A 12,776-nucleotide genomic window follows, 5' to 3' on the forward strand; every position below is an offset into this window, starting at 1 on the left:
ATGCATTTTGGCGCCACAGGTGGGCGTGAAATGCCCATGGCGACACTGAAAGAGCGCCCGTGCGAAGATGAGGGGATGAGTGTTGTGCCGGCGGCCACCCGTGCGCTACGGCTGCTGCGGTTCCTGGCGTCGCGGCCCGGGCCCGTCTCCGCCTCGGCGATCGCCAACGGGCTCGACCTTCCCCGGTCCAGCGTCTACCAGCTACTGGAGGCGATGGCCGAGGAGGGGTTCGTGACCCATCTGCCCGAGGAGCGGCGGTGGGGGCTGGGGGTGGCGGCCTTCGAGATCGGGTCGGCGTACCTGCGCCACGACGGGATCGAGCGGCTGGCGCGCCCCTTGCTGCACCAGTTGACCGAGACCACCGGGGCCACCGCGCACCTGGGGGTGCTGCACGGCGCCGACACCCTGTACCTGTTGAAGGAGCAGCCGCCGCACGCGCCCACGCTCATCACCGGGGTGGGGGTGCGGCTGCCCGCGCATCTGACCGCTTCGGGGCGGGCGATGCTGGCCCAGCTGCCGCGCGCGCAGGTGCGCGCCCTGTACCCGGACGCGGCGGCCTTCACCGACCGCACCGGACGAGGGCCGGGCACACCGGGGGAACTGCGCACGCTGCTCGGCGAGGAGCGCCAGCAGGGGTGGTCGATCGAGAGCGGCCAGGTCACCGAGGGCTTCCTGTCGGTGGCGGCGGCCGCCGCGGACCACAACGGACGGCCCGCCGCGGCGATCAGCCTGACGGTTCCCAGCGCGCGTCCGGTCACCCCGCGGGCGCTGGCCTCGCGGGTGCGGGACGCCGCCGGGGAGCTCACCCGAAGACTCAGCGGCCGCGCCTGATCCACCCGCCAGCGTCCGGATCAGGCGTGGCGTGAACGCAGCGGCCGGGACCGTTCGACGATGGCGGGCAGCGGCGCGGTGCGCTCCACCATCTTGAGGATGTGCTCCTTGCGGTCGCGCGGTACCTGCACGAAGAACTGCGTGGCCGCCTCGGGGTCGACCTCCAGGTCGAGGCTCTCGGGGGTCTCGGCCCAGCTGGGCAGTTCGGGATCGGTGCGGATGGTGTCCAGTGCGAACTCGATGAAGTAGGTGACCCTGCGCCCGCCGGTGTGCACCTCGCGGACGCGGCGGATCTCCGGCCAGGCGATGAAGGTGCCCTCGCCGGGGAACCACCACTTGCGCTCCTGGAGCACGGTGACGCCGTCGCTGTCGGCGCTGATGCCCTGGCGGGTGATGCGCTGGGGCAGCCCGCGTACCAGGAAGACGTTGCTGCCCGGGCCGATGAAGAACATGACCAGCGCAGCGAACGCCCACAGCGTGACGGAGCCGACCGTGGTCTCCTCGCGCAGCACGTGCCAGAACATGGAGCCCACCACCACCAGGAACCCCAGGGTGAGGCCGGCGGAGAAGTAGGCCGCGGTCATCCACATACGCGCGTTGGGGCCGCGCAGGCTGACGTAGCGGCGCAGGTGGGACACGCTCGCGGGTGGCTGGGTCAGGTCCGAGGGGACGCCCCGTGCGGCAGGGGTGACGTCCGGTGGTTCGGGGGAAGCCATACCCCCCATTCTTCCAAGGTTCCGGTGTGCTTGGTGCGGTGGCTCACCCCGGTTTGTCGTTCGCGTGCGGCCGTGTTCGGTCAATCCCGGCAAACGCCTGATGTCCGGCGCTCACCGGCGCTACAGTCCTGTCTCATGAGGCGCAGCACACGAGAGTACGAGACCGCGCTCCTGGTGGACGGGGAGGTCCTGGCGATCGAGGGGATCGTCTACCGGGGGCAGACGATGCTCGACGAGGAGGGGGAGGCGCGGTTCGCGCCGTTGGAGCGCTGGGCCAAGGGGGTCGCCGAGAGCCTGGGGCGACCCGTGACCTGGCGGGCCAAGGCCAAGAACGAACCCGAGGCCCGGGGTACCGCCCGGCCGGGCGGGGTGACTCAGAACCGCCTGGCGCTCTGAGCTCCGCACTTGGCGCACTGGAACTTGCGGTCGTCGCCGAGAATCCAGTCGTGGTCCCCGCCGGTAGGGCACGCTGACATCGACACCAACTCCTCAGGAAGGGGGCTTCGGGGGTGTGTCGGTCATCGTATTTCCCACCAGCCACATCAGTCCCGAGAATGAGAAGGTCTGTGGTTTCCTCATGTCTTTCTCGGGACCCTGGGCCTGATCTGGTCACAGTGGGCACTGATCCGAGCGACTCGGACCTGTGATCCGGGCACACTCCGGGCAGGCCGGACCTGGATCCAGGCACGCGTCGGGGCCCGCCACCGGTGTTGATCCGGTGGCGGGCCCCGACGGCGCACCGGACGCCCGAAGGGGGCGCGGCGCGCTCAAGACTAGTTCTGGGAAGCCCGCATGTGGGCCTCGACCGCGGCACGGTCGGCACGGAGCTTGGCGAGGGCCTCGTCGAGGATGAGCTTGCCCTCCTCCTCGCTACGACGCTCCTTCACGTACGCCAGGTGCGTCTTGTACGGCTCGGTACGCGGCGGCGAAGGCGGGTTGGCCTTGTCCTTGCCCGCGGGGAAACCGCAACGCGGGCAGTCCCACTCGTCGGGGACCGCGGCTTCGCTGGCGAAGCTGGGGATGACCTCGTGCAAGTTCGCACAGTAGAACGGAACCCGGACACGGGGAGCAGCCTCGCCCCGCTCCGCCTCGCCCATAGGCCCGGCTCCGACTCGGCTGCCACGGATGGCACTGCCACTACCCACGAATAACTCCTTCGGCGAACTCGCTCGTGTACTCGCGCGAGATTGACTGGACGAGGGGCCTGCGGCCGATCGGCGCGCTACATTCCCCGGTTGATCAGCAGGCCGAGAACGACGATCGTCAGAATCCACACGACCGCGACGACCACGGTCATCCGGTCGAGGTTGCGCTCGACGACCGACGATCCGCCGAGCGAGGACGTGACGCCACCGCCGAACATGTCGGACAGGCCGCCGCCCTTGCCCTTGTGCATCAGCACAAGGAGGATCAACAGCACGCTGAGAAGCATCACGAAGATGGACAGACCGAGGATCACACGCTCACCCGTAGCTCGACCCCGCAGCGGGGGGATGGACACCTCGGCCCCCCTTTCCCCACCCGTACCAGCGACGGCATGAGGGAGCCGAGCGGGAGCGGGTCACGGAAGGAGGAGACCGGGGACGTTTTCGGATTTTACCGTGCCGCTGGCGGCACGGGAGGGGAAACCACGAGGCACGGGAATCCCCACAGCGAAGTCTAGCCCGACCGGGGCACCTGTCGGGCACCCTGCCCGTCACCCCTGGACGTCAGAGAGTGACGGGCCGGGTTTCGCAAGACGTTTGGTCAGCCGTTCTCGTTGAAACGGATGATCTTGGCGAACTCGTCGGCCTTCAGGCTGGCCCCGCCGACCAGGGCGCCGTCGACATCGTCCTTGGCCATGATGTCACCGGCGTTGTCACCCTTGACCGAACCGCCGTAGAGCACGCGGACCGCGCCGGAGACCTCGGAGGAGTACAGCTCGGTCAGGCGGACGCGGATCGCGGCGCAGACCTCCTGGGCGTCCTCGGGGGTGGCGACCTCGCCGGTGCCGATGGCCCACACGGGCTCGTAGGCGATGACGATCCTCTCGGCCTGCTCGGCCGGGATCTCCTTCAGGGCGCCGTCCAGCTGGGACAGGACGTGCTCGACCTGCTGCCCGGCCTTGCGCACCTCCAGGCCCTCGCCCACGCACAGGATCGGCACGATGCCGTGCTTGAAGGCGGCCTTGACCTTGGAGTTGACCACCGCGTCGTCCTCGTTGTGGTACTCGCGGCGCTCGGAGTGGCCGGCCAGGACGTAGGAGCACTCCAGCTTGGCGAGCATCGGACCGGAGATCTCACCGGTGTAGGCGCCCTTGTCGTGCGCGGAGATGTCCTGGGCGCCGAAACCGATGCGCAGCTTGTCGCCGTCCACCAGCGTCTGCACGCTGCGCAGGTCGGTGAACGGCGGCAGGACGACGACCTCGGCGTTGTCGTAGTCCTTGTCCTTCAGGGCGAAGGCCAGCTTCTGGACGAGCGCGATCGCCTCGAAGTGGTTGTTGTTCATCTTCCAGTTGCCCGCGATGAGCGGCTGACGCTTGGTCATCTTTGACTCTCTTCGAATCGTCGGAGGAGGCTTGCTGAGCTGAGCTGGTCAGGCGAGGGCGTCGATGCCGGGAAGGTCCTTGCCCTCCAGGTACTCCAGGCTGGCGCCGCCGCCGGTGGAGATGTGGCCGAAGGCCGCCTCGTCGAAGCCCAGCGAGCGCACGGCCGCGGCGGAGTCGCCGCCGCCGACCACGGTGAAGGCGCCCGAGTCGATGAGGGCCTGGGCCAGGGCACGCGTGCCGCCCGCGTAGGGGGCCAGCTCGAACACGCCCATGGGGCCGTTCCAGAACACGGTCCGGGCGTCAGCCAGCTTCTCGGCGAACAGCGCCTGGCTCTTGGGGCCGATGTCCAGGCCCATGCGGTCGGCCGGGATGGCGTCGACGTCAACGGCGTCGTGCGCGGCGTCGGCGGCGAACTTCTCTGCGGCCACGACGTCCACGGGCAGGACGATCTCCACACCCTCGCGCTCGGCGCGCTCCAGGTAGCCGCGGACGGTGTCGAGCTGGTCGGTCTCCAGGAGGCTGGAGCCGACCTCGTAGCCCTTGGCCTTGAGGAAGGTGAACACCATGCCGCCGCCGATGAGCAGGCGGTCCGCGGTGCCGAGGAGGTTGTCGATGACGGCGAGCTTGTCAGAGACCTTGGAACCGCCCAGGGCCACGACGTAGGGGCGCTCGGGGGTCTCGGTGAGCTTCTTGAGCACCTCGACCTCGGCCAGGACCAGGCCGCCGACGGCGTGCGGGAGCTTGCCGGGAAGGTCGAAGACGCTGGCGTGCCTGCGGTGCACGGCCCCGAAGGCGTCGCCCACGTACAGGTCGGCGAGCTGGGCGAAGCGGTCGGCGAGCTCGCCGCGCTCGGCGTCGTCCTTGCTGGTCTCGCCCGGCTCGAACCGCACGTTCTCCAGCAGCGCGACCTCGCCGTCCTTGAGGGCGGCGGAGGTGGCGCGGGCGGACTCACCGGCGGTGTCGGCGGCGAAGGCGACCTCGGTGCCGAGCAGCTCACCCAGGCGGGTGGCGACCGGGCGCAGGGAGTACTGGGGGTCCGGGGCGCCCTTGGGGCGGCCCAGGTGGGCGGCGACGATGACGCGGGCGCCGCGCTCACGAAGCTTGCTGATCGTCGGCAGGGCCGCGCGGATACGGCCGTCGTCGGTGATGCGCTCACCGTCCAGGGGCACGTTCAGGTCTGCTCGGACGAACACGCGCTTGCCGGAGACGTCGAGGTCGTCGATCGTCCGCATGCTGGTCTCCTCGTTGGGGTTGCGAAAGTCTGGGGTCACCGGCGGGGCCGGCGGGGCGGCGGGGGCGCGTACGCGACGGCACCCCTTGCCGCGCACAGGCGGAAGGGGTGCCGGGTCACGCGACCGCGTCCACGGGTCGGAGACCGGTGGTTACAGGTTGGAGCCGACCAGCTTGGCCAGGTCGACCAGGCGGTTGGAGTAGCCCCACTCGTTGTCGTACCAGCCGAGGATCTTGACCTGGTTGCCGAACGCCATGGTCATGCCGGCGTCGAAGGTGCAGGAGGGCGAGGTACCGACGATGTCGGAGGAGACGATCGGGTCCTCGGTGTAGACCAGGACGTCCTTGAGCTCGCCCTCGGCCGCGGCCTTGAACGCGGCGTTGACCTCGTCCTTGGTGACCTCGCGGTCCAGGGTCACGACCAGGTCGGTGGCGGAGCCGTCCGGCACGGGGACGCGCATGGCCATGCCGTCCAGCTTGCCCGCGAGCTCGGGGATGACCAGGGCCGTGGCCTTGGCCGCACCCGTGCTGGTCGGGATGATGTTCTGCGCGGCCGCACGGGCGCGACGCAGGTCCGAGTGCGGGAAGTCCAGGATGACCTGGTCGTTGGTGTAGGCGTGCACCGTGGTCATGAAGCCCTGCTGGATGCCGAAGGCGTCCTTGAGGACCTTGGCCATGGGCGCCACACAGTTGGTGGTGCACGAGGCGTTGGAGATGATGTCGTGCTTGGCGGCGTCGTACTTGTCGTCGTTGACGCCCATCACGATGGTGATGTCCTCGCCCTTGGCCGGGGCGGAGATGATGACCTTCTTGGCGCCGGCGGTGATGTGCTTGCGGGCGGCCTCGGCCTTGGTGAAGATACCGGTGGACTCGACGACGACGTCGACGTTCAGCTCACCCCAGGGCAGCTGGGCGGGGTCGCGCTGGGAGAGGACCTTGAGGGTCTTGTCACCGATACGGATGAAGTCGTCACCGGCCTCGACGACACCGTCGAGGGTGCCGAGCACGGTGTCGTACTTGAGCAGGTGCGCGAGCGTCTTGGTGTCGGTGAGGTCGTTGACCGCAACGATTTCGATGTCGCTGCCGCCGGCGGCGACCGCTCGCCAGAAGTTACGGCCGATCCGACCGAAGCCGTTGACGCCTACACGGATGGTCACGGAACCATTCTCCTCATTTTGTCGCACAGCAGTTTCACCCGAGCGTGCGGCCGCTCCCGGGATCCCGGACTGGTACAGCCCGGGTCAACCGTGTTGAGCAGCGTGAACGCATAACAGGTGTTCACAAAGAGCCTAGCGGAGCACTGGCGGGGAACCGTTCTCGCCCCCGTCCAGCGGCTCATCGCCCCTCGCGGATTCGCGTCCATCCTGACATCGCGAAGCAGAGAGGTCTATACCATTTTCGGAAGTTATCCCGGAGTTTTCGCAGTTAACAAAGCCGAACATCGGCGTTGCGGACGTGTTCCGGAGCACCCGTGCCCTGATGCGGGGATCGTGCGCCCTCAGGGAACCAGCATGTCAGGAGTGAGGTTCGCCTCGGTTCCCTCGATGCCCAGGTCACTGGCCCGCTTGTCCGCCATGGCCAGCAGCCTGCGGATACGCCCGGCGATCGCGTCCTTGGTCAGCGGCGGGACCGACAGCTGACCCAGCTCCTCCAGTGACGCCTGCTTGTGCGCCAGCCGCAGCTGGCCAGCGGCCACCAGGTGCTTGGGGGCGTCCTCGCCCAGGATCTCCAAAGCCCGCTCCACGCGCGCGCCGGCCGCGACCGCGGCCCGGGCGCTGCGCCGCAGGTTGGCGTCGTCGAAGTTGGCCAGCCGGTTGGCGGTCGCCCGCACCTCCCGGCGCATCCGCCGCTCCTCCCAGGCCAGAACGCTCTGGTGAGCGCCCAGCAGGGTCAGCAGCGCACCGATGGAGTCGCCGTCGCGCACCACCACCCGGTCCACCCCGCGCACCTCGCGGGCCTTGGCGTGCACCTTCAGGCGGCGGGCCGCACCGACCAGGGCCAGCGCGGCCTCCGGGCCGGGGCAGGTGACCTCCAGCGACATCGAGCGGCCCGGTTCGGTCAGCGAACCGTGCGCGATGAAGGCGCCGCGCCAGGCGGACTCCGAGTCACAGGCGCCGCCCGCGACCACGTGCCGGGGCAGACCGCGCACCGGGCGCCCGTTGTTGTCCACCAGGCCGGTCTGGCGGGCCAGGGACTCGCCGTCCTTGATCACCCGGACCACGTACCGGTTGCCCTTGCGCAGGCCGCTCGGGGAGAGCACCACGACCTCGGACTCGTGCCCGAAGACCTCGGAGATGTCCTTGCGCAGCCGTCTGGCGGCGGCCCCCGTATCGAGCTCGGCCTCGATCACGATCCGGCCGCCCACGAGGTGCAGGCCTCCGGTGAACCGCAGGATGGTGGACACCTCCGCCTTGCGGCAGCATGGCTTGAGGATCGCCAACCGGCTCAACTCATCCTTCACCACGCCGGTCATCGCCATCGCTGCGATCCTCCCCTTGTTCTGGCAGAACACCGGCACCGCACACCCTGGTACCGGAGGTGCCGCCGCAGAGCCCTGCCCCGGACGGCTTTCTCGCTGCAGACTACGTGACTCGGGCCTTTAGGCCGACCCCCGCACGGCGTGTCGCCGATCTCCCCGCCCTGCTCAGAGGCGGCGTGTCGGCCTTCGTGACGGTGTGCGGTCAATTGCTCCCGGAGCTCGGGGAGACGCTCCGGGAGTCGGAAGAGGACAACTGCGACTCCAGGTGGCCCCGGAGCACGACCGCGTGGTTGTGCCCGGTGTCCCTGGCCGCGTACAGCAGGGTGACCGGCCCCCGGCGCGCGGCCGCCAGGATCGGTTCGAGCACCTCGGGGCGCGTCTCCAGCTCGGTCCGGTGGCACTCCGCGAACCCGGCGAAGCGGCTCGGGTCGCGCCCGAACCACAGGCGCGGTCCCGGGCTGGGTACGACGTCCTTGACCCAGGTGTGCCCGGTAACCGCGCTCCTACGCACACCCCGGGGCCAGAGGCGGTCCGCGAGGAACCGGGGCCCGGGCGGGAGACCCTCCTCCTGCCCGGGGTGTTCCTCGGCACGGACCCCGTCGTAGACGCGTTCCAGGCGGATTCGGCGATCAGCCATGCGACCACCCTTCCCGGCCGGAGGTCACCACCACCCCGGCCGGACCCCATCATCAGCCCACGGAGCCCACGCTAGTCCGTCAGAATCCGTTCCAGGGCGGTGGCCAGTTTGTCGGCGTCGTGGCGCGGAGTCCCGTCCCCCCGGCTCAGATCGGCCAGTTCCAGACGACCGCCGAGCTCGCCCACCACCGAGGTGAGCGGGGCCGCGTCCTCCACCGTCCCGGTGTCGGCCAGCACCACGTCCACCCCCAGCTTGGGCGCGTGCTCGCGCAGTACCTCCAGGTAGGTCTCGGGCCGGAAGCCCTCGGTCTCCCCCTTCTGGGGCGACAGGTTCAGCGCGACCACCCGCTTGGCGCGCGTGGTGACCAGGGCGTGGGCCAGCTCGGGCACCAGCAGGTGCGGCAGCACACTGGTGAACCAGGACCCGGGCCCGAACACCACCCAGTCGGCCTCGCGCACCGCCTTGACCGCCTGCGGACTGGCCGGGGGGTCCTCGGGGATCAGCGAGATGGACCGCACCTGACCGCTGGTGCTGGCGCAGGCCACCTGCCCGCGCACCGTGGTGAGCGCCTCGGGTTCGCGCGGGTCGATCCCCGACACCTCCGCGGAGATCTCCAGCGGCACCGACGACATCGGCAGGACCCGGCCGTGGGCGCCGAGCAGCTGCCCCACCCAGTCCAGACCGGCCACCGAGTCACCCAACAGCTCCCAGAGCGCGACGATCAGCAGGTTGCCGACGGCGTGACCGTGCAGGTCACCCTCCGAACGGAACCGGTGCTGGAGCACCTGGCTCCAGGTGTGCCCCCACTCGTCGTCACCGCACAGCGCGGCCAGGGCCATCCTCAGGTCCCCGGGTGGAAGCACACCCAGTTCCTCACGCAGCCGACCACTGGAGCCGCCGTCGTCGGCGACCGTCACGATCGCCGTGACGTCCGTGGTCACCCTGCGCAGCGCCGACAACGAGGCGTGCAGGCCGTGCCCGCCCCCCAGCGCGACCACCCGGGGCGGACGCGAGGCGTCGTCCCCGTCCGGAGCGGTGATCTTCGACATGCCTTTGGCCTGCCTCCTCGTCCCGTGTCCGGCGGACGCTTCGGACCGCACCCCGAAGGATGTGCGAACGGCCGACCCGCGCCCCCGGCCCGCCGTGTCCCGGTCCCTTGCCGGACCGGCACCAATAATGACCGGGCCAATGTAAGGGAAGACGCCATTCTTGGCGATTCGGTTCACTCGGCGGGCGGGCGCGCGTCACCCGTCGGTCATTCGCGGCCCACGTCCCGGTGGACCACGTGCACGTCAACGCCCTGCCCGCGCAAACGCTCGGCGAACTGTTCGGTCATGGCCACGCTGCGGTGCCTGCCGCCGGTACAGCCCACCGCCAGGGTCATGTAGTGCTTGCCCTCCCGCTGGTAGCCGGCGATCGTCAGCTTCAGCACCTCCGAGTAGGCCTCCAGCATCTCCTTGGCGCCGTCCTGGGAGAGCACGTAGTCACGGACCGGCTCGTCGCGGCCGTTCATCGGTCTGAGATCGGGCACCCAGTGCGGGTTGGGGAGGAAGCGGCAGTCCAGGACCAGGTCGGCGTCCACGGGCAGGCCGTGCTTGAAGCCGAAGGAGACCACGTTGGCGCGCGGACGCACCTCGTCGCTCTCCCCGAAGAACCCGATCACCCGGGCCTTGAGCTGGTGCACGTTGAGCTGGGAGGTGTCGATGACCAGGTCGGCCTCGCCGCGGATGGCGCGCAGGGTCTCGCGCTCGCGGGCGATGCCGTCGGTCACCCGACCGTCACCCTGGAGGGGGTGCGGCCGACGTACCCCCTCGAACCTGCGGACCAGGGCGTCGTCCCCGGCCTCCAGATAGAGCACGCGCGCGGTGATGTCGCGCTTGCGCAGCTCCTCCACCGTGGACAGCAGGTCCTCCGTGAAGGCGAGCGAACGCACGTCCACCACCACAGCGACCCTGGGAACCGCCCCGTGGGTGCGTCCCGCCAGTTCGATCATCGTCGGCAGCAGGCCCGGTGGCAGGTTGTCCACCACGAACCAGTCCAGGTCCTCCAGGGCCCTGGCCGCCGTACTCCGGCCCGCACCGGACATCCCGGTGACGATGACCACCTCGGGCGGTAGCTCCCCGCCCAGTTCGACCGTCATGTGTCTCCTCCCCCGTCTGTACTCTGCCTTGCCGTCGCCCCGTCGCCCTCCCCGTCCTTCCGGCCGGGGCCACCGGACAGGTGCGCGTGCACGGACTCGGCCAGTTTGGGGCCGATCCCGGGCACCGCCGCGATCTCCTCGGCGCTCGCCGAGGCCAGTCGTTTCACCGAGCCGAACTCCTTGATGAGGGCGGTCCTGCGCGCCGGGCCCAGGCCCGGGAGCTCGTCCAGGCTGCTTCCGGTGAGCGCCTTGGCGCGCTTTTGCCTGTGGTACTGGATGGCGAAGCGGTGCGCCTCGTCGCGCACCCGCTGGAGCAGGTAGAGGCCCTCGCCGCTACGGGGCAGGATCACCGGGTCCTCGTCGTCGGGCAACCACACCTCCTCCAGACGCTTGGCCAGACCGCAGACCGCCACGTCCTCGATCCCGAGCTCGTCCAGCGCGCGCTGTGCCGCCTCGGCCTGGGGCCGGGCGCCGTCCACCACCACCAGGTTAGGCGGGTAGGCGAACTTTCCGGGAGCCGGCTCCTCCGCTGAGCCCTGGGTCACACCGCCAGCGTGCGCTGTTTCACCACTTGCGCCGCTGTGGTCTCCGAGCTCACCCATGCGCGCGACCTCGCCCGAGCGGGAGCTCTCCTCCAGGTAGCGGCGGAACCTGCGCCTGACCACCTCGTACATGGCGGCGACGTCGTGCTGCTCTGCGCCCCCGGCCCCGCTGCCGCGCACCGAGAAGCGCCGGTACTCGGACTTGCGGGCCAGGCCGTCCTCGAAGACCACCATGGAGGCCACCACGTGCTCGCCCTGGAGGTTGGAGATGTCGAAGCACTCGATGCGCAGCGGCGCCTCGGGCAGCTCCAGCGCCTCCTGGATCTCGTTGAGGGCGCGGCCGCGGGTGCTCAGGTCCCCGGCCCGGTGGGTCTTGTGCCGGGCCAGCGCCTCGCGGGCGTTCTTGTCCACGGTCTCCATGAGGGACTTCTTGTCGCCGCGCTGGGGCACCCGAAGGTCCACCGCGCCACCCCGGTGCTCGGCCAGCCAGCCAGCCACCGCCTCGGGGTCGTCGGGTTCGTGGGAGACCAGGACCTCGCGCGGCACCGAGGTTCCGGTGCCCTCGGCCTCCTCGCTGCCGTCCAGGGCGCCGTAGAGCTGGCGCAGGAAGGTCCGCATGAGTTCGCCCGCACCGGCGTCGGTGACCTTGTCCACCACGTAGCCGCGCTGGCCGCGGATGCGGCCGCCCCGGACGTGGAAGATCTGCACCGCCGCCTCCAGCGGGTCCTCGGCCATCGCGATGACGTCGCAGTCGGTGGAGTCGGGCAGGACCACGGCCTGTTTCTCCAGGGCGGCGCGCAGAGCCTCGATGTCGTCGCGGACGCGCGCGGCCCGCTCGTACTCCATCTCACGGGCGGCCTCCTTCATCCGCTTTTCCAGCTCACGCATGAAGCGCCCGGTGTCACCGGCCAGGAACGAGCAGAAGTCCTCGGCCAGCGCGCGGTGTTCCTCCGGGCTGGCCTTGCCCACGCACGGGGCCACGCACTTGCCGATGTAGCCGAGCAGACAGGGGCGGCCGCTGTTGCGCGCGCCCCGGAAGACCCCGGCCGAGCAGGTACGCACCGGGAAGACCCGCAGCAGCAGGTCGACCGTCTCCCGGATCGCCCAGGCGTGGGAGTAGGGGCCGAAGTAACGCACCCCCTTGCGTTTGGCCCCCCTCATCACCTGTACTCGGGGGAACTCCTCGTTGAGGGTGACCGCGAGATAGGGGTAGCTCTTGTCATCGCGGTACTTGACGTTGAAGCGCGGATCGTACTGCTTGATCCAGGAGTACTCCAGCTGGAGGGCCTCGACCTCGGTGCCGACGATGGTCCAGTCCACATCGGCGGCGGTGGAGACCATCTGCTGGGTGCGCGGGTGCAGCCCGGCGAAGTCACGGAAGTAGGAGGACAGCCTCGACCGCAGGTTCTTGGCCTTGCCCACGTAGATGACCCGGTCAGCGGCGTCCCGGAAGCGGTAGACGCCGGGTGCGGTCGGGATGGAGCCGGGGGCGGGGCGCAGGTGAGGAGTCGCAGCCATGCCCCCATTCTGGTCTGTCCCGGGGACAGACGGCCACTCGCCCGCGCGAGGCTGTCCGTGGAGCGGATCACTTCGGCACGATTCGTTCAACCAAACGTCACGATTGGATATCTAGATGGTCTAGGTTGGGCGGGTACAGCCGAACTTACCGACATG

At 69.9% G+C, this 12,776-nt stretch carries 13 protein-coding genes; 2 read left to right on the forward strand and 11 right to left on the reverse strand.

The window, feature by feature from the left end:
- Positions 1 to 75 precede the first annotated feature (75 nt).
- Positions 76 to 831 carry an IclR family transcriptional regulator gene (locus NE857_RS22900; RefSeq protein WP_184365263.1) on the forward strand — a complete coding sequence of 252 codons (756 nt, stop codon included), beginning with the start codon at positions 76 to 78 and terminating at the stop codon, positions 829 to 831.
- Between the two features lie 20 nt (positions 832 to 851).
- On the opposite strand, the gene NE857_RS22905 is transcribed toward NE857_RS22900, so the two are convergent.
- On the reverse strand, positions 852 to 1,547 hold the full coding sequence (locus NE857_RS22905) for a hypothetical protein (RefSeq protein ID WP_184365264.1): 696 nt from the start codon (positions 1,545 to 1,547) through the stop codon (positions 852 to 854).
- Positions 1,548 to 1,682: 135 nt separating this feature from the next.
- Here NE857_RS22905 and NE857_RS22910 point away from each other — a divergent pair, with 135 nt between their 5' ends.
- Positions 1,683 to 1,943: a hypothetical protein gene (locus NE857_RS22910; RefSeq protein WP_017582643.1), complete on the forward strand. Its 261-nt coding sequence runs from the start codon at positions 1,683 to 1,685 to the stop codon at positions 1,941 to 1,943.
- 377 nt (positions 1,944 to 2,320) lie between these two features.
- On the opposite strand, the gene NE857_RS22915 is transcribed toward NE857_RS22910, so the two are convergent.
- From NE857_RS22915 to uvrC, 10 genes are all read right to left on the reverse strand, one after another.
- Complete coding sequence (locus NE857_RS22915; RefSeq protein WP_083926821.1) at positions 2,321 to 2,692, reverse strand: RNA polymerase-binding protein RbpA; 372 nt, start codon at positions 2,690 to 2,692, stop codon at positions 2,321 to 2,323.
- Between the two features lie 77 nt (positions 2,693 to 2,769).
- Complete coding sequence (gene secG, locus NE857_RS22920) at positions 2,770 to 3,006, reverse strand: preprotein translocase subunit SecG (protein WP_184365265.1); 237 nt, start codon at positions 3,004 to 3,006, stop codon at positions 2,770 to 2,772.
- A gap of 287 nt (positions 3,007 to 3,293) precedes the next feature.
- Complete coding sequence (tpiA, locus tag NE857_RS22925) at positions 3,294 to 4,073, reverse strand: triose-phosphate isomerase (protein ID WP_254417617.1); 780 nt, start codon at positions 4,071 to 4,073, stop codon at positions 3,294 to 3,296.
- Positions 4,074 to 4,121: 48 nt separating this feature from the next.
- On the reverse strand, positions 4,122 to 5,306 hold the full coding sequence (locus NE857_RS22930; protein WP_254417618.1) for a phosphoglycerate kinase: 1,185 nt from the start codon (positions 5,304 to 5,306) through the stop codon (positions 4,122 to 4,124).
- A 150-nt stretch (positions 5,307 to 5,456) separates the two neighbouring features.
- Positions 5,457 to 6,461 carry a type I glyceraldehyde-3-phosphate dehydrogenase gene (gene gap, locus NE857_RS22935; RefSeq protein WP_017582648.1) on the reverse strand — a complete coding sequence of 335 codons (1,005 nt, stop codon included), beginning with the start codon at positions 6,459 to 6,461 and terminating at the stop codon, positions 5,457 to 5,459.
- A gap of 341 nt (positions 6,462 to 6,802) precedes the next feature.
- Positions 6,803 to 7,783 carry a DNA-binding protein WhiA gene (gene whiA, locus NE857_RS22940; protein ID WP_017546454.1) on the reverse strand — a complete coding sequence of 327 codons (981 nt, stop codon included), beginning with the start codon at positions 7,781 to 7,783 and terminating at the stop codon, positions 6,803 to 6,805.
- 202 nt (positions 7,784 to 7,985) lie between these two features.
- Positions 7,986 to 8,420 carry a DUF488 domain-containing protein gene (locus NE857_RS22945; RefSeq protein WP_254417619.1) on the reverse strand — a complete coding sequence of 145 codons (435 nt, stop codon included), beginning with the start codon at positions 8,418 to 8,420 and terminating at the stop codon, positions 7,986 to 7,988.
- 71 nt (positions 8,421 to 8,491) lie between these two features.
- On the reverse strand, positions 8,492 to 9,469 hold the full coding sequence (locus NE857_RS22950) for a gluconeogenesis factor YvcK family protein (protein WP_254417620.1): 978 nt from the start codon (positions 9,467 to 9,469) through the stop codon (positions 8,492 to 8,494).
- A gap of 206 nt (positions 9,470 to 9,675) precedes the next feature.
- Entirely contained in the window at positions 9,676 to 10,560 is an 885-nt protein-coding gene (rapZ, locus tag NE857_RS22955; RefSeq protein ID WP_017582651.1) for an RNase adapter RapZ, read from the reverse strand.
- Complete coding sequence (gene uvrC / locus NE857_RS22960) at positions 10,557 to 12,620, reverse strand: excinuclease ABC subunit UvrC (RefSeq protein ID WP_254417621.1); 2,064 nt, start codon at positions 12,618 to 12,620, stop codon at positions 10,557 to 10,559. Before uvrC ends, rapZ begins: the two co-directional genes overlap by 4 nt.
- Positions 12,621 to 12,776 lie beyond the last annotated feature (156 nt).

Origin of the sequence: Nocardiopsis exhalans (genome assembly GCF_024134545.1) — a bacterium.
GTDB classification, from domain to species: domain Bacteria; phylum Actinomycetota; class Actinomycetes; order Streptosporangiales; family Streptosporangiaceae; genus Nocardiopsis; species Nocardiopsis exhalans.

Coding starts and splice junctions, on each gene's coding strand:
- NE857_RS22900 (WP_184365263.1), top strand. CDS start 76: ATGAGTGTTGTGCCGGCGGCCACCCGTGCGCTACGGCTGCTGCGGTTC.
- NE857_RS22905 (WP_184365264.1), bottom strand. CDS start 1,547: ATGGCTTCCCCCGAACCACCGGACGTCACCCCTGCCGCACGGGGCGTC.
- NE857_RS22910 (WP_017582643.1), top strand. CDS start 1,683: ATGAGGCGCAGCACACGAGAGTACGAGACCGCGCTCCTGGTGGACGGG.
- tpiA (WP_254417617.1), bottom strand. CDS start 4,073: ATGACCAAGCGTCAGCCGCTCATCGCGGGCAACTGGAAGATGAACAAC.
- NE857_RS22930 (WP_254417618.1), bottom strand. CDS start 5,306: ATGCGGACGATCGACGACCTCGACGTCTCCGGCAAGCGCGTGTTCGTC.
- whiA (WP_017546454.1), bottom strand. CDS start 7,783: ATGGCGATGACCGGCGTGGTGAAGGATGAGTTGAGCCGGTTGGCGATC.
- NE857_RS22945 (WP_254417619.1), bottom strand. CDS start 8,420: ATGGCTGATCGCCGAATCCGCCTGGAACGCGTCTACGACGGGGTCCGT.
- NE857_RS22950 (WP_254417620.1), bottom strand. CDS start 9,469: ATGTCGAAGATCACCGCTCCGGACGGGGACGACGCCTCGCGTCCGCCC.
- rapZ (WP_017582651.1), bottom strand. CDS start 10,560: ATGACGGTCGAACTGGGCGGGGAGCTACCGCCCGAGGTGGTCATCGTC.
- uvrC (WP_254417621.1), bottom strand. CDS start 12,620: ATGGCTGCGACTCCTCACCTGCGCCCCGCCCCCGGCTCCATCCCGACC.